This window comes from Lentzea sp. NPDC037011 (assembly GCF_055607425.1).
This window is the reverse complement of record NZ_JBVJRT010000013.1, coordinates 14926-33051: the sequence shown is the minus strand read 5'-3', so window position 1 is coordinate 33051 and position 18126 is coordinate 14926. Positions and strand designations below refer to the sequence as shown.

General features: G+C 72.3%; 20 protein-coding genes. 15 read left to right on the top strand and 5 right to left on the bottom strand.

Going from position 1 to position 18126, the window contains the following annotated elements:
• Nucleotides 1–45: 45 nt before the first annotated feature.
• Both ACZ7CH_RS33285 and ACZ7CH_RS33280 read left to right on the top strand, forming a co-directional pair.
• Nucleotides 46–1083, top strand: coding sequence for a helix-turn-helix domain-containing protein (locus tag ACZ7CH_RS33285; protein WP_470375811.1), 1038 nt, complete (start codon nucleotides 46–48; stop codon nucleotides 1081–1083).
• Complete coding sequence (locus ACZ7CH_RS33280) at nucleotides 1080–2372, top strand: FAD/NAD(P)-binding protein (protein ID WP_470375758.1); 1293 nt, start codon at nucleotides 1080–1082, stop codon at nucleotides 2370–2372. Before ACZ7CH_RS33285 ends, ACZ7CH_RS33280 begins: the two co-directional genes overlap by 4 nt.
• Here ACZ7CH_RS33280 and ACZ7CH_RS33275 read toward each other — a convergent pair.
• On the bottom strand, nucleotides 2369–3547 hold the full coding sequence (locus ACZ7CH_RS33275; RefSeq protein ID WP_470375757.1) for an ROK family protein: 1179 nt from the start codon (nucleotides 3545–3547) through the stop codon (nucleotides 2369–2371). The two genes, ACZ7CH_RS33280 and ACZ7CH_RS33275, sit on opposite strands and share 4 nt — an antisense overlap.
• A gap of 26 nt (nucleotides 3548–3573) precedes the next feature.
• Here ACZ7CH_RS33275 and ACZ7CH_RS33270 point away from each other — a divergent pair, with 26 nt between their 5' ends.
• Together ACZ7CH_RS33270 and ACZ7CH_RS33265 are read left to right on the top strand one after the other, a co-directional pair.
• Complete coding sequence (locus ACZ7CH_RS33270) at nucleotides 3574–4743, top strand: MFS transporter (protein ID WP_360397143.1); 1170 nt, start codon at nucleotides 3574–3576, stop codon at nucleotides 4741–4743.
• Between the two features lie 16 nt (nucleotides 4744–4759).
• Nucleotides 4760–5500: a 3'(2'),5'-bisphosphate nucleotidase CysQ gene (locus tag ACZ7CH_RS33265; RefSeq protein ID WP_360397142.1), complete on the top strand. Its 741-nt coding sequence runs from the start codon at nucleotides 4760–4762 to the stop codon at nucleotides 5498–5500.
• 22 nt (nucleotides 5501–5522) lie between these two features.
• On the opposite strand, the gene hemW is transcribed toward ACZ7CH_RS33265, so the two are convergent.
• Nucleotides 5523–6731 carry a radical SAM family heme chaperone HemW gene (gene hemW, locus ACZ7CH_RS33260; protein ID WP_470371890.1) on the bottom strand — a complete coding sequence of 403 codons (1209 nt, stop codon included), beginning with the start codon at nucleotides 6729–6731 and terminating at the stop codon, nucleotides 5523–5525.
• Nucleotides 6732–7100: 369 nt separating this feature from the next.
• On the opposite strand from hemW, the gene ACZ7CH_RS33255 reads away from it, so the two are divergent.
• The 11 genes from ACZ7CH_RS33255 (at nucleotide 7101) to ACZ7CH_RS33205 (ending at nucleotide 17073) form a co-directional block, all read left to right on the top strand.
• Nucleotides 7101–8780: a nitrite/sulfite reductase gene (locus tag ACZ7CH_RS33255; protein ID WP_360397140.1), complete on the top strand. Its 1680-nt coding sequence runs from the start codon at nucleotides 7101–7103 to the stop codon at nucleotides 8778–8780.
• Nucleotides 8777–8935, top strand: a complete 159-nt coding sequence (locus ACZ7CH_RS33250) for an Insertion element protein (protein ID WP_360397139.1) — start codon at nucleotides 8777–8779, stop codon at nucleotides 8933–8935. Before ACZ7CH_RS33255 ends, ACZ7CH_RS33250 begins: the two co-directional genes overlap by 4 nt.
• A complete protein-coding gene (locus ACZ7CH_RS33245; protein ID WP_470375756.1) occupies nucleotides 8932–9627 on the top strand; it encodes a phosphoadenylyl-sulfate reductase in 696 nt (231 codons plus the stop codon). Before ACZ7CH_RS33250 ends, ACZ7CH_RS33245 begins: the two co-directional genes overlap by 4 nt.
• Nucleotides 9624–10523: a sulfate adenylyltransferase subunit CysD gene (gene cysD, locus ACZ7CH_RS33240; protein WP_458433886.1), complete on the top strand. Its 900-nt coding sequence runs from the start codon at nucleotides 9624–9626 to the stop codon at nucleotides 10521–10523. The genes ACZ7CH_RS33245 and cysD overlap by 4 nt, the downstream gene beginning before the upstream one ends.
• The gene (locus tag ACZ7CH_RS33235) at nucleotides 10524–11867 is read left to right on the top strand and encodes a sulfate adenylyltransferase subunit 1 (protein WP_458433887.1); all 1344 of its coding nucleotides are present in this window, start codon (nucleotides 10524–10526) and stop codon (nucleotides 11865–11867) included.
• Between the two features lie 53 nt (nucleotides 11868–11920).
• Nucleotides 11921–12931 carry an ABC transporter substrate-binding protein gene (locus ACZ7CH_RS33230; protein ID WP_360397135.1) on the top strand — a complete coding sequence of 337 codons (1011 nt, stop codon included), beginning with the start codon at nucleotides 11921–11923 and terminating at the stop codon, nucleotides 12929–12931.
• 30 nt (nucleotides 12932–12961) lie between these two features.
• A complete protein-coding gene (locus ACZ7CH_RS33225; protein WP_360397134.1) occupies nucleotides 12962–13738 on the top strand; it encodes an ABC transporter ATP-binding protein in 777 nt (258 codons plus the stop codon).
• The gene (locus ACZ7CH_RS33220) at nucleotides 13722–14594 is read left to right on the top strand and encodes an ABC transporter permease (protein WP_360397133.1); all 873 of its coding nucleotides are present in this window, start codon (nucleotides 13722–13724) and stop codon (nucleotides 14592–14594) included. Before ACZ7CH_RS33225 ends, ACZ7CH_RS33220 begins: the two co-directional genes overlap by 17 nt.
• Complete coding sequence (locus tag ACZ7CH_RS33215) at nucleotides 14591–15295, top strand: sirohydrochlorin chelatase (protein ID WP_360397132.1); 705 nt, start codon at nucleotides 14591–14593, stop codon at nucleotides 15293–15295. The genes ACZ7CH_RS33220 and ACZ7CH_RS33215 overlap by 4 nt, the downstream gene beginning before the upstream one ends.
• Before the next feature lie 207 nt (nucleotides 15296–15502).
• On the top strand, nucleotides 15503–16114 hold the full coding sequence (locus tag ACZ7CH_RS33210; protein WP_470371891.1) for a cyclase: 612 nt from the start codon (nucleotides 15503–15505) through the stop codon (nucleotides 16112–16114).
• A gap of 182 nt (nucleotides 16115–16296) precedes the next feature.
• The gene (locus ACZ7CH_RS33205; RefSeq protein ID WP_470375755.1) at nucleotides 16297–17073 is read left to right on the top strand and encodes an enoyl-CoA hydratase-related protein; all 777 of its coding nucleotides are present in this window, start codon (nucleotides 16297–16299) and stop codon (nucleotides 17071–17073) included.
• Nucleotides 17074–17154: 81 nt separating this feature from the next.
• Here the strand turns inward: ACZ7CH_RS33205 and ACZ7CH_RS33200 are convergent, their stop codons facing one another.
• The 3 genes from ACZ7CH_RS33200 to ACZ7CH_RS33190 are packed head-to-tail and all read right to left on the bottom strand — an operon-like array spanning nucleotide 17155 to nucleotide 18097.
• A complete protein-coding gene (locus ACZ7CH_RS33200; RefSeq protein ID WP_360397129.1) occupies nucleotides 17155–17418 on the bottom strand; it encodes a barstar family protein in 264 nt (87 codons plus the stop codon).
• Nucleotides 17415–17876, bottom strand: a complete 462-nt coding sequence (locus ACZ7CH_RS33195) for a guanyl-specific ribonuclease (protein ID WP_360397128.1) — start codon at nucleotides 17874–17876, stop codon at nucleotides 17415–17417. The genes ACZ7CH_RS33200 and ACZ7CH_RS33195 overlap by 4 nt, the downstream gene beginning before the upstream one ends.
• Complete coding sequence (locus tag ACZ7CH_RS33190; protein ID WP_360397127.1) at nucleotides 17873–18097, bottom strand: hypothetical protein; 225 nt, start codon at nucleotides 18095–18097, stop codon at nucleotides 17873–17875. The genes ACZ7CH_RS33195 and ACZ7CH_RS33190 overlap by 4 nt, the downstream gene beginning before the upstream one ends.
• Nucleotides 18098–18126: the final 29 nt, after the last annotated feature.

Sequence of the window (18126 nt, the reverse complement as noted above, 5' to 3'; positions counted from 1 at the left end):
ACCAGTCGGGAACACACGGAAATCGAGGAGGCCTCGGGTCGGCGCGTGACCACGGAGGACCTGCGCTTCGTGTTCGCGACGAGCGAGATGCCCCCTCCCTCGCCCATCGACGCGCTCGTCGGACGGCGCGCGGAACTGGCCGCGCTGGCCGGTTCGCTGCGCTCGGGCGGCGACCGGCTCGTCACGATCACCGGCCTCGGCGGCGTGGGCAAGACCCGCCTCGCGCTGGAGGTGGCGGTGGCGCTGCACGACATGGACGGACTGGCGGTGCTGTGGTCCTCGCCCGACCCGCTGCACCCGACGTCGGTGCGCGCCCCCGCGCAGCTCGGCGCGGTGCTGCGGTCCGGTCTCGACGCCCTGCGCGGGCACGGTGCCGGTGAGCTGGCCGAGATCATCGCCGACCAACCGGCGCTGGTCGTGCTGGACTCCTGGACCGCGCACCGGCCGGAGCTGGCGCTGGCACTGCTGCAGGACTGCCCGCGGGTGCGCGTCCTGATCACCGCGGCGGACCCGCTGCGCCTGCCCGGCGAACGCGTGGTCCCGCTGGGTCCGCTGGCGGTCCCGCACCGCCACACCGGCCCGGCCGAGGTCGCGCGGGTGCCGTCGGTCGAGCTGCTCATCCGGTACGCGCGCCAGTCCCGTCCCGGTTTCCGGCTCACCGACGCCAACCTGCACGCGGTGGCCGGGCTCGCCCGCGGCACCGACGGCATCCCCGCGGTGCTGGCCTCGGTCGCGCAGTGGCTCGCGGTCTACGAGCCGGACGCCCTGTGCGACCAGGTGAACGACGACCCGTTCGGCTTCTTCGACGGCCTGCGCGACCGCATCACGGCACGCCTGGACGCGCTGGACGGCGCCGAACGCGTGCTGCTCGAACGCCTGTCGCTGCTCGACAGCGCCTGGTCGGTCACCGACGCCGTGACCGCCACCGGCCTGCCGCCGAGCACCTGCGCGCGGCTCGTGCGCGGCCTGCTCGTCAGCGGCGTGGTGCGGCCCGCCTCCGCGCAGGGGCGCTCCCGGTTCGGGGTGCTCAGCCTGGTGCGCTCGCTGTCGTGCGCCCAGCCCGCCGGGGTGGGCGCGGCGTGATCGCGGTGATCGGGGCGGGCGCGGCCGGGGTGACGACAGCGGCCCGGCTGCTGGAGCGCGGTGCCGCCGTGTGCCTGGTCGACCCGGCCGAGGAACGCGGGCGCGGGGTCGCCTACCGCACCGACGACCCCCGGCACCTGCTCAACGTCCCCGCGGGGAAGATGAGCGCGCGGGAGGACGACCCCGGTGACTTCGCGCGGTGGGCCGGGGTGGCGGCGGCGGACTTCGTGCCGCGCCGGGTGTTCGGTGCCTACCTCGCCGCTCACCTGGACGGCGTGTCGGCCCGCCACCCCGGCCGGCTGCGGGTGGTGCGCGACCGCGCGACGAGGATCGGCCACGACGCCGGTGCCGTGCGGATCTCGTTGGCAGCGGGCGACTTCCTCCTCGCCGACGCCGCCGTTCTCGCGCTGGGCGCGGTCGGCACCCGCGACGACTGGGTGCCCACCGACACCCCGGACTCGGCCGCGTTCGTGCCGGACCCCTGGGCCCCCGGCGCGCTGGAGCGCATCCGCGACGACCGCGACGTCGTGCTGGTCGGCACCGGCCTGACCGCCGTCGACCTCGCGATGACGCTCGGCCGGCCCGGTCGCGTGGTGCACGCCGTGTCGCGCACCGGCCTGCTGCCGCGCCGCCACCGCCCGGCACAACCGATGCGGCCACCGGAGCTCGCCGGCTGCACCGGTCTCGACGACGTCCGCCGGGTGGTGTCGGCGCACGTGCGGGAGTCGTTGCGGCGCCACGGCGACTGGCGGCCCGCGCTGGACAGCCTCCGCCCGGTCACCGCGCGGCTGTGGGACCTGCTGCCGTTGCCGGACCGCTCCCGGTTCCTCGCGGAGGACCTGCGGTCGTGGGAGGTCCACCGGCACCGCATGCCCGGCACGACCGCGCGGACGCTGGTCCGCCTGCGCCGCGCGGGAGAGCTGCGCACCCACCGCACCGGGGTCACCGGTGTGCGGATGGTCCCCGGCGGGGTGGTCCTGCGGCTGGGCGACGGGACCGAGCTCGCCGCGGGCACCGCCGTCAACTGCACCGGCGTGCGCCACGACGTGCGGCGCTGCCCCGACCCGCTCGTCGCCGGCCTGCTCGCCGACGGCCACGCGACCCCCGGACCGCTCGGGCTCGGCTTCGACACGCTGCCGGACGGCCGGGTGCGCGGTGGCGCTCCACTGTGGACGCTCGGTGCGCTGCGGCGCGGGAACCTCTGGGAGACGACGGCGTTCCCGGAGATCCGCGCGCAGGCTGCGGCGGTGGCCCGGTCCGTGACGAGCGCGCTGGGGGTGCCGTGCTAACCCAGGACCCCCAGCGGGTCGTCGAGCACCGGCTGCCACGCCAGCTCCGCGGCCCCGACCAGGCTGTTGTGCGCCAGCTCCGCCGGCACGAGCGGCACGCTGCGCTCCCACAGCCCGCGGTCGGCGACCAGCGCGGCCAGCCGCCGCGGATCGCGTTCGAGCAGGGCCGCGTGCAGCCCGCCGAGCACGATCCGGTCCGGGTTCAGCACGTTCACCAGCCCGGCGAGGCCGACCGCGAGCCGTTCGACCACGCCCCGCACCGCGGGATGCCCGTCCCGCACCAGCTCCTCGGCCTGGACGAGGGGCGCGACGTCCGGTCGCACCTCGCGCCCGGCCGCCTCCAGCAGCCCGATCGGGTCGGTCTCCACGTCGAGACAGCCCCGGTTGCCGCAGTGGCACCACCGACCAGAGGGGTTGACCGTGACATGACCGACCTCCATCGACAGCCCGGAACTGCCCGTGTAGAGCTGTCCGCCGACCACGAACGCGCCACCGACACCGCGGTGCCCGGTGGCGGTCATCAGCAGGTGCGTGGCACCCCGGCCGGCGCCGTGCCGGTGCTCGGCCAGCGCGGCGAGGTTGACGTCGTTCGCGACGAACGCCGGCACCGCGAGCCCTGCCCGGTGCACCTGCTCGGTGAAGACGGCCAGCACCGGCGCGCCGACCGGCCACGCCAGGTGCAGCGGGTTCAACGCCGTCCCGCCGGGGCGGCTCACCGCGGACGGCACGGCCAGACCGGCGCCCACGCACCGCCGGCCGGTCTCCCCGACCAGCTCGGCACCCGCGCCCACCACGGCGGACAGCACGTCCGCGGGATCGGCGCCGACCGGCGAGCGCTCGGCCGCGGTCGCCACGACCACCCCGCCGAGGCCCACGACGGCCACCCGGAACCCGTCCACGTGCACCTGCGCCGCCAGCACGACCGGGCCGTCCGGGTCGAGCACGATCCGGTGCGACGGCCGGCCACGCGACGTAGCGGGTGCCCCCGGACGGGTGTCGTTGTGGATCAGTCCCAGCGCCTCCAGCTCGGCGGTCACCGCACCCGTCGTCGCGCGGGAAACGCCCAGCTCAGCGGTCAGGTCAGCGCGTGTCGCGACCTGCCCGAGGTGCACCAGCGAGAGCACCCGCCCCAGGACGGCGTGCCCCCGCTTCAGCCTTGGCCTCGTCTCCGTCATGCCCCTACACTCATTTTGTGCCACCGATGAACAAATTATCCACGACCACGAACCCGGCACCGGCTGCACTCGTGCAGCTGCGCATCGCGGTGACCATGTTCTTCGCGCTCGGCGGCTTCCTCTTCGCCGGCTGGGCGGTGCGCATCCCCGCGATCAAGGACCAGACAGCGGCCACACCCGGTGCCCTCGGCCTCGCGCTCTTCGCGATGACCGGCTCGGCGGTCGCCACCATGAGCGTGGCGGGCAGCCTCTGCCAGCGCTTCGGCAGCAGGCAGGTCACCATCGCCACGGCCGCGCTGCTGTCGGTCAGCGTCGTGCTGCCGACGTTCACGCACTCGGCGCTGACGCTCGGCCTGTCGCTGCTGCTGTTCGGCGTCGCGTACGGCGGCATCGACGTGGCGGTCAACAGCGTCGCCATCGACCTCGTCGAGGCGGTGCAGCGCCCGGTCATGCCCAGCCTGCACGCGGCGAACAGCCTCGGCAGCCTCGCCGGCGCGGGACTCGGCGGCCTGCTGGCCTCGCACCTGACACCCACCGCACACATGCTGCTCCTCGCCCCAGTCGGCCTGCTGATCACGGCGTGGTTCGGCCGGGTCCTGCTGGCGCACCCGCTGCCCAGCTCGCACGCCGACGACGGCGCCACCGGCCTGCGGCTGCCGAAGTTCACCTCCGGCGTGCTGCTGTTCGGCCTCATCGGCCTGTGCGCGGCCTACAGCCAGGGTGCGCTCGACAGCTGGGTCCCGCTGCACCTGAGCGACGACCTCGGCGCGAGCCAGGGCCTGGCCGCCGCGGGCTACGCCGTCGTCCAGGGCACCATGACCGTCGGCCGCCTGTCCGGTGTCCGCCTGCTGGAACGCCTGGGGCAGACCAGGGTCGTCGTCATCGGCGGTGCGCTCGCGTGCGCCGGGACACTGGTCGCCGCGCTGTCCCCCGGCCTGCCGCTGGCGTTCGCCGGCCTGGCCGCGACCGGCCTCGGTCTCGCGAACATCTTCCCGGTGGCGATGGCCCGCGCCGGTCAGCTCGGTGGGCCGAACGGGGTGGCTGTCGCTTCGACGCTCGGCTACGGGGGCATCCTGCTCGCGCCGCCCACGATCGGGTTCCTGGCCGGCGAGGTCGGCCTGCCGATCGCGCTGAGCCTGATCGCGTTCATGGTGGCGGCCGCGGCGACGATCGGGTTCGTCGTGCGCAACCGCTGACCGAGGAGGAGGTGCCATGACTTCGGACGTCGAGCTCGCCGCCGAGCTGGCCGAGAGATCCGGGCAACTGCTGCAGGAGCTGCGCCGGGGACCGTTGCGCGGCAAGGAGCTCGGCAAGGCCGGTGACGAGCAGTCGCACGAGCTGCTCGTCAAGGCCCTCGCCGAGGCCCGTCCGGCCGACGCCGTGCTCTCCGAGGAGGGCGACGACGACACCGCCCGCCTGTCCGCCGACCGCGTGTGGATCGTCGACCCGCTCGACGGCACCCGCGAGTACGGGCAGGCCGACCACGCCGACTGGGCCGTGCACGTGGCGCTGTGGCAGCGCGGCCGCGGCATCACCGACGCCGCCGTCGCCCAACCCGCGCTGGACGCCGTCTACACGACCGGCGGCACCACGGCCGCCCAGACCAGCGGCCCGCTGCGGATCGTGGTGAGCGCCAGCAGACCCCCCGAGTTCGCGGCCCCCGTCGCCGACACCCTCGGCGCCGAGCTCGTGCCGATGGGGTCGGCGGGCGCGAAGGCGATGGCGGTGGTCCGCGGCGAGGCCGACGTCTACCTGCACGCCGGTGGTCAGTGGGAGTGGGACTCCGCCGCACCCGTCGGCGTCGCGCTCGCGGCTGGCCTGCACGCCTCCCGCATCGACGGCTCACCGCTGGAGTACAACCGGCCCAAGCCCTACCTGCCGGACCTGCTCATCTGCACACCCCGGCACGCCTCTGCCGTCCTGTCAGCGGTACAGGCGGCGATCGGCGGCTGATCCCCCGCCAGTGGCCCGCGAGCTACGGGAGCAGCCTGCGGACGACGGCGTCGGCGAGCAGCCGCCCGCGGTCGGTGAGCACGCAGCGGTCGTCGAACGGCTCCAGCAAGCCGTCGGCGACCGCCTGCTCCGCCTCCTCGCGACCGGCCGCGTCCAGCACGTCGACCGGCAGGCCCTCGGCGAGCCGCAGCTCCAGCAGCACGCGTTCGACGCGGCGGTCCTCGGCGGTGAGCAGCTCCCGGCCCGCCGCCGGGGACTTCCCCTCGGCCAGCAACGACGAGTACCGCGCCGGGTGCTTCACGTTCCAGAAGCGGACGCCGCCGACGTGGCTGTGCGCGCCGGGCCCGAAGCCCCACCAGTCGGCGCCCTTCCAGTACAGGACGTTGTGCCGGCACCGCGCCTCCACCGAGGTGGCCCAGTTCGACACCTCGTACCAGGAGAACCCGGCGCCACTCAGCTTCGCGTCGACCAGCTCGTAGGACGAGGCGAGCACGTCGTCGTCCGGCATCGGCAGGTCGCCGCGGCGGATGCGGCGCGCGAGGCCGGTGCCGTCCTCGACGATCAGCGCGTAGGCGGAGACGTGGTCGACGCCGGCGTCGAGCACGGCGTCCAGCGACGCCGCCAGGTCCGCCGGCTGCTCACCCGGTGTGCCGTAGATCAGGTCGAGGTTGACGTGGTCGAAGCCCGCGGCGCGCGCTTCCCGTGCGGCGTCGACCGGACGGCCGGGGGTGTGCTTGCGGTCGAGCACCCGCAACACGTGGCGGGCGGCGGACTGCATGCCCAGCGACACCCGCGTGTAGCCGGCGGCGCGGATGCCCTCGAAGAACGACGGCGACGTCGACTCCGGGTTCGACTCGGTCGTGACCTCGGCACCGGGAGCCAGGCCGAACGACCGGCGCACCGCGTCCAGCACGTCGGCCAGGCCGGAGGCACCGAGCAACGACGGCGTGCCACCGCCGACGAACACGGTCTCGGCGGGCACTGGCGTCCCCAGCACGGAGGCCGCCAGGTCGAGCTCGCGGCGCAGGCCCTCCAGCCACGACTGGGGCGAGGCGGACGTGCCGAGCTCGCCGGGGGTGTAGGTGTTGAAGTCGCAGTAGCCGCAGCGGGTCGCGCAGAACGGCACGTGCACGTAGACCCCGAACGGGCGGGAGCCGACACCGGCGAGGGCGGAGGGCGGGAGCGAACCGTCGGCGGGCACGGGCTCGCCTTCGGGCAAAGCGGAGGGCATGACCCCCAGTGTCCCCTACGCGGCCCGAATGGCGGTGTTCGACCAGGGGAAGTATCTGTCGGTGACAGAAGTATTACGGAGTGAAACCAGCCTAGGATGTCAACCTCCGCTCGTCAATCCCAGCATCCGGTTGGCGGTGGACCACGCTCTGGGCGGCATGCACACTGAGGTCATGCATTCGACTGGAGTCCGCCTCGTGGCCCGCCGCCACGTCGACTTCCGTCGTGTCTCCAGCGCGATGTGCCGTCGTTCGGCCTGACCGCGCGCTGATTTGTTCCCGTCGGCGCCCGGCGCGCTGACGACGCCCCCACCACAAGCACCTCCGGGCTCGCACGCGCACCGAGCGCCTCGAAACCCCGGAGGATGGCGATGGTCTCGCCGCAGACGTCACCGCGCGCCAAGCAGCGTCGCGGCGAGGGGCAGTGGGCACTCGGCTACCGAGAGCCGCTGAACCCCAACGAGCGGAGCAAGAAGGACGACAACCCGCTCAACGTCCGCGCCCGCATCGAGAACATCTACGCCCACGGCGGTTTCGACTCGATCGACCCGGCCGACCTGCGTGGCCGGTTCCGCTGGTACGGCCTCTACACCCAGCGCAAGCCCGGCATCGACGGCGGCCGCACGGCCACCCTCGAACCGGAGGAGCTGGACGACGAGTTCTTCATGATGCGCGTGCGCAGCGACGGTGGCGCGCTCACCACGCAGCAGCTCAGGGTGCTGGGTGAGATCTCGCAGACCTACGCCCGCGACACCGCGGACATCACCGACCGGCAGAACATCCAGTACCACTGGATCCGGATCGAGGACGTCCCCACGATCTGGCAGCAGCTCGAAGCCGTCGGCCTCACCACGGTGGAGGCGTGCGGCGACAGCCCGCGCGTCATCCTCGGGTCGCCGGTCGCGGGCATCTCGCAGGACGAGGTGGTCAACGGCCAGCCGGCGATCGACACGATCCTCGAGCGCTACATCGGCGACCCGCGCTTCTCGAACCTGCCGCGCAAGTTCAAGACCGCCATCTCCGGGCTGCAGGACGTCGCGCACGAGATCCACGACGTCGCGTTCGTCGGCGTGCACCACCCCGAGCACGGGCCCGGCTTCGACCTCTGGGTCGGCGGCGGCCTGTCCACGAACCCCATGCTGGGCAAGCGGCTCGGCGCCTGGGTGCCGCTCGACGAGGTCCCGGACGTCTGGGAGGCGGTCATCTCCGTCTTCCGCGACTACGGCTACCGCCGCCTGCGGCACCGCGCGCGGATCAAGTTCCTCGTCGCCGACTGGGGTCCGGAGAAGTTCCGCCAGGTCGTGGAGGACGAGTACCTCAAGCGCAAGATGATCGACGGCCCCGCGCCGGAGGTCCTCGACCAGCAGCTCGACCACATCGGCGTGCACAAGCAGAAGGACGGCCTGTTCTTCGTCGGCGCCGCACCGGTCGCGGGCCGCGTCTCCGGCTCGGTCCTGGTCGAGGTCGCGAAGATCGCGGAACGGGCGGGCTCCGGCCGCGTCCGGTTCACGCCGCAGCAGAAGATCATCGTGCTGGACGTGGCCGAGACCGCGGTGCCGGCGCTCAAGAGCGACCTCGCGAAGCTCGGCCTGCAGGTCGACCCGTCGCCGTGGCGGCGGGGGATCATGGCCTGCACCGGCATCGAGTTCTGCAAGCTCGCGATCGTCGAGACCAAGGCCCGTGCGCTCGACCTCGTCACGCAGCTCGAAGCGAACCTCAAGGACATCGTCGACGGCGTCACCGCGCCGATCACCGTGCACATCAACGGCTGCCCCAACTCGTGCGCCCGCATCCAGACCGCGGACATCGGGCTCAAGGGCCAGATCGTCACCGACGACGAGGGCAACCAGGTCGAGGGCTTCCAGGTGCACTTGGGCGGCGGCCTCGGCCTCGACGCAGGGTTCGGCCGCAAGCTGCGCGGCCACAAGGTCACCGCGGCCGAGCTGCCCGAGTACGTCGAGCGCGTGGTGCGGAACTTCGTTGCGCAGCGGGAGACCGACGAGCGGTTCGCCCAGTGGGTCGCCCGCGCCGAGGAGGGGTCGCTGCGATGAGCGAGCGCGCGACGCCGTTCTACTGCCCCTACTGCGGCGATGAGGACCTCCGCCCGCAGGAGGAACCCGCCTACGCCTGGCTGTGCACCGGGTGCCGCCGTGTCTTCAAGGTCAGTTTCGTCGGGCTCAACCTGCCGCAGGAGGTGAAGAAGTGAGCGATCTGAAGGAGGACCTCAAGATCGTCGCCGAGGCCGCGCAGGAGGAGCTGGCCAACGCCACCGCGATCGAGGCGCTGGAGTGGACCGCGCGGACGTTCGGCGACAGCTACGTCGTCGCCTCCAACATGCAGGACGCCGTGCTGATCGACCTCGCCGCGCAGGTGAAGCCGAACTTCGACGTGCTGTTCCTGGAGACCGGCTACCACTTCCCGGAGACGATCGGCGTGCGCGACGCCGTCGGTGTCGTCTACCCGGAGGTGCGGATCGTGAACGCCGCCGCCGAGCAGTCGGTGGAGGACCAGGAACGCGAGTTCGGCCTGCTGCACCGGACCGACCCGGCCCGGTGCTGCCACCTGCGCAAGGTCGTGCCGCTGCGGCGGGAGCTCGCGAAGTACGACGCCTGGGTGACCGGGGTGCGCCGGGTGGACGCACCGACGCGGGCCGGCACGCCGATCGTGCAGTGGGACGAGCGCAACGGCCTGGTCAAGGTCAACCCGATCGCGCCGTGGTCGGACGACGAGTTCAACGCCTACCTCCACGAGAAGGGTGTTCTGGAGAACCTGTTGGTGCAGGAGGGGTACCCCTCCATCGGGTGCCTGCCGTGCACGTCGAAGCCGCTGCCGGGCCAGGACGCCCGCAGCGGCCGGTGGGCCGGTCAGTCGAAGACGGAATGCGGGTTGCACGGATGACACTGGCTCTGGACACGTTGGGACGCCTCGAGTCCGAGGCGATCCACATCTTCCGCGAGGTCGCAGGCGAGTTCGACCGGCCGGTGATCCTCTTCTCCGGCGGCAAGGACTCGACACTGCTGCTGCACCTCGCGATCAAGGCGTTCTACCCGGCACCGGTGCCGTTCCCGCTGCTGCACGTCGACACCGGGCACAACTTCGACGAGGTCATCGAGTTCCGCGACCGCGTCGTCGCACGGCACGGGCTGCGCCTGGAGGTCGCGAAGGTCCAGGACTGGATCGACGACGGCCGCCTGGAGGAGCGCCCGGACGGCACGCGCAACCCGTTGCAGACCGTGCCGCTGCTGGACTCCATCACGCAGCACAGGTTCGACGCGGTCTTCGGCGGCGGCCGCCGGGACGAGGAACGCGCCCGCGCCAAGGAGCGGATCTTCAGCCTGCGCACGGCGTTCGGCCAGTGGGACCCGAAGCGCCAGCGCCCGGAGCTGTGGAACCTCTACAACGGCCGGCACCGCGCCGGTGAGCACGTCCGCGTGTTCCCGCTGTCCAACTGGACCGAGCTCGACGTGTGGAACTACATCGAGCGCGAGGGCATCGAGCTGCCGGACATCTACTACTCGCACGAACGCGAGGTGTTCCTGCGCGACGGCATGTGGCTCGCCGAGGGCCCGTGGGGCACCGCGCGCGAGGGTGAGACGTTGCAGCGCAAGGTGGTCCGCTACCGCACGGTCGGCGACGGCTCCTGCACCGGTGCCGTCGAGTCCGACGCCGCCGACATCCACGCGGTGATCGCCGAGGTCGCCGCGTCCCGGCTGACCGAGCGCGGCGCGACCCGTGCCGACGACCGGCTGTCCGAGGCCGCCATGGAAGACCGCAAGCGGGAGGGGTACTTCTAGATGAGCGACCTGTTGAGGCTGGCCACCGCGGGCAGCGTGGACGACGGCAAGTCCACGCTCGTGGGCAGGCTGCTCTACGACACCAAGTCCGTGCTCGCGGACACGCTCGACGCCGTGCACCGCGCGAGCGCCGACCGCGGTCTCGCGACGCCGGACCTGTCGTTGCTGGTCGACGGCCTGCGGTCGGAGCGCGAGCAGGGCATCACGATCGACGTGGCGTACCGGTACTTCGCGACGCCGAAGCGGTCGTTCGTCCTCGCGGACACCCCCGGTCACGTGCAGTACACCCGCAACACCGTCACCGGCGCGTCCACCGCACAGCTCGCGGTGCTGCTGGTCGACGCGCGCAAGGGCGTCATCGAGCAGACCCGGCGCCACGCGGCGGTTCTCGCGCTGCTGGGCGTGCCGCGGCTCGTGCTGGCGGTCAACAAGATCGACCTCGTGGGCTACGACGAGGTGACGTTCGCGCGCATCGCCAAGGAGTTCACCGCGCACGCCACGGCCCTGGGTTACACCGAGGACTCGGTCGTCGAGATCCCGGTGTCGGCGCTGGCCGGGGACAACGTCGTGGAGAAGTCCGCGAACACGCCCTGGTACTCCGGCCCGACCCTGCTGGAGCACCTGGAGACCGTTCCGGTCGAGCCCGACCCGCACGACGCCCCGTTCCGGTTCCCGGTGCAGTACGTGATCCGCCCGCGCACGGCCGAGCACCTCGACTACCGCGGGTACGCGGGCCTGGTCGCGGCGGGCACGGTCACGCCGGGCGACGAGGTCGTCGTGCTGCCCTCCGGCAGGCGCTCGACCGTCACGAAGATCGACACGGCAGATGGCGAACTGGCCGAAGCGGCGGCCGGCCAGTCCGTCACGCTGCTGCTGGCCGACGACATCGACATCTCCCGCGGCGACCTGATCTCGGTGGCGGGCAACGAGCCCACGGTCACCGACGAGCTGGACGCCACCCTCTGCTGGCTCGCGGAGAAGCCCCTGCGACCCGGCGCCCGAGTCCTCGTCAAGCACGGAACGCGCACCGTGCAGGCGATGGTCACCGACCTGCGCGACCGCTTCGACGAGCAGACGCTGTCCAGTGTGGACCGCCCTGCCGCGTTGGAGCTCAACGAGATCGGCCGAGTGGCTCTGCGCCTGGCAGAGCCCGTTCCACTGGACGACTACAGCTTCAGCCGGCGCACCGGGTCCTTCCTGGTGATCGACGCGAGTGACGGTTCCACTCTCGCCGCCGGACTGGTCGGGGCTCCGCTGCCGCTGCTCGAGAACGGCGTGGAGAGCTGTACCGGGGGTAGCACCGCTACCCCCGACAACCACGCCCTCGTCTCCCCCGGTCCCTGAAAGGCCACACCGCCGTGAACCTCAAGTCCGCCCTTGCCGTCGCTCTGATCTCCTTGACCGCCATCTCCGGGTGCAGCCGCGCCGGGACGAGTGACACCCCCGCCGCCGAGTCCAAGGGCGCCGCCGCCGAGGTCCGCCTCGGGTACTTCCCGAACATCACCCACGCCGCCGCGCTGATCGGCGTCGAAAAGGGCCTGTACGCCAAGGAGCTGGGCGGCACGAAGCTGACGACGCAGACGTTCAACGCGGGCCCCGACGAGGTCAACGCCCTGCTCGGCGAGTCGCTCGACATCGCCTACATCGGCTCCGGTCCGGCGATCAACGCCTACTCGAAGTCGAAGGGCGAGGCCGTTCGCCTGATCGCCGGCGCGACGTCCGGTGGCGCGCAGCTCGTCGTGAAGCCCGAGGTCAACTCGATCGAGGACCTCAAGGGCAAGGTCGTCGCCACGCCGCAGCTCGCGAACACCCAGGACGTGTCGCTGAAGAAGTACCTGGCGGAGAAGAACCTCACCGGCCAGGTCACCGTGCAGAACGTGGAGAACGCGGCCTCGCTCGACCTGTTCAAGAAGGGCGACATCCAGGCCGCGTGGGCGCCGCAGCCGTGGTCGGCGCGCATCGTCGCCGAGGGCGGCGGCAAGGTGCTGCTGGACGAGAAGACCCTGTGGGAGGGCGGGGCGTTCCCGACCACCGTGGTCATCGTGCGGACGAAGTTCCTGCAGGAGCACCCGGAGACGGTCGAGGCCGTGCTGAAGGGCCACGTCGCCGCGATCGACTGGGCGAAGGCGAACAGGGACGAGGCCAAGAAGACCGCCAACGCGGCCCTGGAGAAGCTCACGTCCAAGAAGCTCGGCGACAAGATCCTCGACGCCGCGTGGGACAACATCGAGCTCACCACCGACGCGCAGGCCAAGCACTTCCCGCAGCTCGCGAAGGACGCCGTGACCGCGGGCGTGGCCAAGGAGGCCGCGAACGTCGCCGGGTACGCCGACTTCACGCTGCTGAACAAGGTGCTCCAGGCGCAGGGCAAGCCGCAGGTGCAAGCAGCCGGACTGGACCAGAAGTAGTCTTCGAAGCCGAGGGGAAGGCACCCGAACATGACCGCCACGCTCGAGACCACTTTCCAGTCCACCGTGGACACCGCCGTCGAACTGGCCGGGGTCCGCAAGGTTTTCGGCCACGGCAGCTCGGCCGTGGTAGCGCTCGACGGGGTGGACCTCAAGGTCAAGCCCGGTGAGTTCGTGTGCCTCCTCGGCGCGTCGGGCTGCGGCAAGAGCACGCTGCTGAACATCGTGGCCGGCCTCGACGGCGCGACGGCGGGGGAGCTGCGGCTCAACACGTCGCGCCCGGCCGTGATGTTCCAGGAGCCCGCGCTCATGCCGTGGCTCACCGCCGCCCGCAACGTCGAGCTGGCGTTGCGGTTCGCCGGTGTCGGCCGCCTGGCGCGCAAGCGGCGGGCGCTGGAGCTGCTGGAGCTGGTGCGGCTGGGCGACGTCGCGGACAAGCGCCCGCACGAGCTGTCCGGCGGCATGCGGCAGCGCGTGGCGCTGGCCCGCGCGCTGGCGTCCACCACCGTGGCCGCAGACGGTTCCCCGGCCCTGCTGCTGATGGACGAGCCGTTCGCCGCGCTCGACGCGATCACCCGCGACGTGCTGCAGGCCGAGCTGATCCGGGTGTGGGAGACCACGAACACCGCGATCATCTTCGTCACGCACGACGTGCGCGAGGCGGTCCGGCTGGGCCAGCGGGTCGTGCTGCTGTCCTCCCGTCCCGGTCGCGTGGTGCGCGAGTGGGACGTGGCGGACTCGCGCGACGAGCTGCTCGACGAGATCAACACCCACCTGCGAGAGGTCATCAGTGGCCACGCCTCCTGACACGCTCGACAAGGTCGGCGCCGGCCTCGACGCACTCGACGTCCCCGTCGAGACGCAGAAACCGCCGGTGTGGCGCCGCTTCCTGAAGACCGGCGTGCCGCCGATCATCGCCTTCGCCCTGCTCATCGGCGTGTGGCAGGCGCTGTGGGCGTCGGCGGTCCTGCCGGAGTTCCAGCTGCCGGCCCCGGTCAACGTGTGGAACGAGCTGGTGCGCTCGATCGGCTCCGGCGAGGCCTTCGGCATCCTGTGGACCTCGTTGCACCGCGCGGTGTTCGGGTTCATCGCGGCGGTGCTGATCGCGACCCCGCTGGGTCTGCTGGTGGCCAAGGTCAAGGTGGTGCGCGCGGCGATCGGGTCGTTGCTGACCGGCCTGCAGTCGCTGCCGTCGGTGGCCTGGGTGCCGGCCGCGATCCTGTGGTTCGGCGTGACGCCGTCGACGATCTACTTCGTCGTGCTGATGGGTTCGGTGCCGTCGATCGCGAACGGCCTGGTGGCGGGCATCGACCAGATCCCGCCGCTGCTGCCGCGGGTCGGCCGCGCGCTGGGAGCGGGCAGGCTGGCCTCGGCCCGGCACATCCTGCTGCCCGCCGCTCTGCCCGGTTACCTGGCGGGTCTGAAGCAGGGCTGGGCGTTCTCGTGGCGCTCGCTGATGGCCGCGGAGATCATCGCCACCTCGCCGCAGCTGGGCACCGGCCTCGGCCAGTACCTGCACAACGGGTCGTCGCTGAACGACATCAACATGGTGATCGCGGCGATCTTCCTGATCCTGCTGGTGGGCATCGGCATCGAGCTGCTGCTGTTCCGCCCGATGGAACGCGCGGTGCTGCGCGCCCGCGGCCTGACGGGGGCGCTGTGACCCCGCTGATCGCCGTGGCGCACGGCAGCCGCGACCCGCGTTCGGCAGCGTCGATCCACGCGCTGCTGGACGTGGTGCGCTCGCTGCGCCCGGAGCTCGACGTGCGCGGGGCGTTCCTGGACCTGTGCGCACCACGGCTGCACGACGTGCTGCGCGAGCCCTCCGTCGTCGTCCCCCTGTTGCTGGGCAAGGCGTTCCACGCACGGGTGGACGTGCCGGCCGCGGTGGCCGAGTCGCGCGTGCCCGCCGAGGTGGCGGACGTGCTCGGACCGGACCCGCGGCTGGAGTCGGCGGCACTGCGGCGGTTGTCGGAGGCCGGCGTGTCGTTCGGCGACCGGTCCCTGGGCGTGGTCGTGGCCGGCGCCGGCTCCTCGCACGCACCGGCCAACGAGGCCGTGGCACGGGTCGCCCGGCGGTGGGCGCGGGAGTCGGGCTGGGCCGGCGTGGAGGCGGCGTTCGCGTCGATCGCCACGCCGACCGTGCCCGAGGCCGTGGAACGGCTGAAGGCCCGCGGCGCCCGCCGCATCGCCGTCGCGTCGTGGTTCCTGGCACCGGGCCTGCTGCCGGACAAGGTGGCGGCGCTGGCCGGACCCGACGTGCTGGTGGCGCGGCCGTTGGGGGACGACGTCGAGGTGGCGCAGCTGGTGCTGGACCGGTACGACGAGGCCCTGGCCCGTCAGCCGGTGGCCCGCTCGGCCTAGTTCGAAGACGAACCGGAGGGCGGTCTGCTGCGGCAGACCGCCCTTCGCCGTTCCGGGTGACACTTCCGGACGCCGCCGCGAGATCGGGTCCGCAGCGCCGTTCGGGCGATGTGCGGCGCGAGGTGTTGACGTGAAACTTACTCATGAGTAGGCAGAGAACCACGTCGCGTGCTGGGAGTGCCCCTCGTCCACTCACGGGGAGAGACCATGAGGCTGGCCGGAGTCGCTTCACTGCTACTGGTACCGATGCTGGTGTTCACCGCGAACGCGTCAGCAGCTCCGCAGACCATCACCTTCAAGCTCAGGGCGACCGCCGTCGGGCAGACGTCGGACTTCACGCTCGACCAGGGCGTGAGCGCGTCCGCACCGGCCACCGTCGCACCGAACGGGGTCGTCAAGGTCACCGTCGACCCGGCGCCCAACCAGGTGCCGTCCGAGGCGGCCGGGCGGCAGGTGCGGGAGATCAAGGGGCTCGCGCTGCGGCTGCCGGTGCCGGCCGGCTCGAAGTTCCGGTCCGCGTCGCTGTCCGGCGGGTCCGGGCTGGGCGGCACGCCGGCGATCGCCCTGTCCGGCAACGACGTCGTGCTCTCCGTGCCCGGTCCGCTCAAGGGCGGTGCCGCGTTCGAGCTGCCGGTGGTCACGATCACCCTGCAGGCCGGCGCCTCCGGCACGATCACCACGAAGCTCGGTGGCAGCAGCTACGACGCCCCCGGCCTCACCTTCACCGCCGTCGTGTCGGTGCTCGGGTTCCCGGTCAACGCCGCCGCGAAGGGCTACCCGGACCCCAGCCCCGTCCTGACGACCACGACGATCGGCTGACCGCCCCGGTGCCCCACCCCCTGCCGGGCATCAGGACGTAGCAGCGACCAGCTCGGTCATCGTGTCGAGCGTCAGTGCGCAGGTCCTCCACGGAGACCTGCGCACTGACGCGGTTCGCCACTCGTACTGGGCCGCGCGCAGCCGTTCCACCGCGGCGAAACTCGGCAGCTAAGGTCAGCGCCATGGCAGACGAGCTGGTCCACTACGAGGTGCGGCGTGGCATCGCGACGATCACGCTGGACTCCCCCCACAACCGCAACGCCCTGTCCGCGCAGCTGCGCCGGGAGCTCCGCGAGCACCTGACCGCGACCGCCGCCGACGACGGGGTGCGCGTGGTCGTGCTGACCCACACGGGCCCGGTGTTCTGCTCGGGCATGGACCTCAAGGAGGCCGCCGGTGCGAGTGCCGGCGACCAGGGCGTCAACGAGTTCCCCGCGATCCTCGAACAGCTCTGGACCAGCCCCAAGCCGGTCGTCGCCGCGCTGAACGGCCCTGCTCGCGCGGGTGGTGTCGGCATCGTCGCTGCCTGCGACATCGCGGTCGCGGCGCGCGAGGCGACGTTCGCGTTCAGCGAGGTCCGCATCGGCGTGGTGCCGGCGGTCATCTCGGTGACGGTGCTGCCGCGCCTGCTCCCCCGCGCCGCGCACGAGCTGTTCCTCACCGGCGAGACCTTCGACGCCGCCCGCGCGGTCGAGATCGGCCTGCTCAACTCCGCGGTGCCGCTCGACGGCGTCGACGCCGAGGTCCGCCGCTACACCGACATGCTCGCGCTGGGCGCACCGAACGCGCTCGCCGCGACCAAGCGGATGCTCCAGCAGGAACGGTCCACGAACCTCGGCGAGGTGTTCGCGGACATGCTCGCGCTGTCGGCGCAGCACTTCGGCGGTCCCGAGGGCCAGGAGGGCATCACGGCGTTCCGCGAGAAGCGCAAGCCGTCCTGGGTGCCGGCCGAAGACTGACACGTCGGACATCAGAACCAGGCGGCGCACTCGACGACGCCCTGCGCGAAAGCGGTCCCGGCGGCTTTCGCGCAGGCCGGGTCACCGTTCCGTGCGAACCACCCGCAGCGTCCGGTCGCCTGATCCGGCGGTCTGCCTCGCCGCGTCGCGCAGCACCTCGGACACGGACGCGTCCAGGTCTGCGGGCACGACCAGCACGTACTCCCCCGCGGGCAGCCACGACAGGTCGGTCAGGCTGTCGTACAACGCGTCCAGGTTCTGGCCGAACCAGGAGGGGAACGACAACGCCTCGGCAATGGCGCCGATGGCGGCCTTCTTCTCCGAAACGAGGATGTGCCGCTTCACTTCTTCACGTCCACGACGACGAACGACGCGTAGTGGTCGCCGGTGTAGTAGACCTCGCGCTTGTCCCCGGTCACGAGCCGGCGCGCGCCGCGGTCGGGACTGCCCGGCGTCGGCACCGTGTACTCCTTGTAGTACCCGGACTTGTGCTGCGGCAGCCGCTTCTCGCGGTTCTCGAACGTCACGCCGTCGTTCTTCGGGTACGGCATGGGGCTCTCGCCCCCGATCAGCTTGTACGTCTTCGCGGCCTCGGGCGGCAGCGACGACAGCGGCTTCACCTCAAGGCCGGACTCCTGCGCGCCGGGCACCGCGGGTGCCGTGCCGGGCGCACTGCTCGCGCTGCTGGTGGGCGCGCTCGACCGGGGTTCGGGCTCGGATGCGCCGTCGCGCACGAACCAGCCGACCAGGACCAGCAGGACCAGGCCGACGAGTGCGACGGTGAGGCGACGACCGGGACTCATACGGCGACCTTCTCGGACTCGGGATCGGAGGCCCCGTCCTCCGGCTCGGGTGCGAGGGAGGCCGGGTTCTTGGCACCCCAGTCGGCCACCCGGTCGACGAGCCGCGCCACGCCCAGGCACAGCGGCAGCACCACGACCATCACGAGGGGGAACTGCACGGCGACTGGCAGTTGCACGAGCCACAGCTCGACCCCGTCCCACCACTGCCAAAGCCCGTCCACCCGCACGAGCCTAGCCTGGTGAGCCGGGT

What these genes read in the sequence shown, in the direction of transcription:
- ACZ7CH_RS33275 (WP_470375757.1), bottom strand. Translation starts at nt 3,547, where the DNA reads ATGACGGAGACGAGGCCAAGGCTGAAGCGGGGGCACGCCGTCCTGGGG.
- cysD (WP_458433886.1), top strand. Translation starts at nt 9,624, where the DNA reads ATGACACTGGCTCTGGACACGTTGGGACGCCTCGAGTCCGAGGCGATC.
- ACZ7CH_RS33235 (WP_458433887.1), top strand. Translation starts at nt 10,524, where the DNA reads ATGAGCGACCTGTTGAGGCTGGCCACCGCGGGCAGCGTGGACGACGGC.
- ACZ7CH_RS33255 (WP_360397140.1), top strand. Translation starts at nt 7,101, where the DNA reads ATGGTCTCGCCGCAGACGTCACCGCGCGCCAAGCAGCGTCGCGGCGAG.
- ACZ7CH_RS33265 (WP_360397142.1), top strand. Translation starts at nt 4,760, where the DNA reads ATGACTTCGGACGTCGAGCTCGCCGCCGAGCTGGCCGAGAGATCCGGG.
- hemW (WP_470371890.1), bottom strand. Translation starts at nt 6,731, where the DNA reads ATGCCCTCCGCTTTGCCCGAAGGCGAGCCCGTGCCCGCCGACGGTTCG.
- ACZ7CH_RS33195 (WP_360397128.1), bottom strand. Translation starts at nt 17,876, where the DNA reads ATGAGTCCCGGTCGTCGCCTCACCGTCGCACTCGTCGGCCTGGTCCTG.
- ACZ7CH_RS33205 (WP_470375755.1), top strand. Translation starts at nt 16,297, where the DNA reads ATGGCAGACGAGCTGGTCCACTACGAGGTGCGGCGTGGCATCGCGACG.
- ACZ7CH_RS33250 (WP_360397139.1), top strand. Translation starts at nt 8,777, where the DNA reads ATGAGCGAGCGCGCGACGCCGTTCTACTGCCCCTACTGCGGCGATGAG.
- ACZ7CH_RS33225 (WP_360397134.1), top strand. Translation starts at nt 12,962, where the DNA reads ATGACCGCCACGCTCGAGACCACTTTCCAGTCCACCGTGGACACCGCC.
- ACZ7CH_RS33210 (WP_470371891.1), top strand. Translation starts at nt 15,503, where the DNA reads ATGAGGCTGGCCGGAGTCGCTTCACTGCTACTGGTACCGATGCTGGTG.
- ACZ7CH_RS33270 (WP_360397143.1), top strand. Translation starts at nt 3,574, where the DNA reads ATGAACAAATTATCCACGACCACGAACCCGGCACCGGCTGCACTCGTG.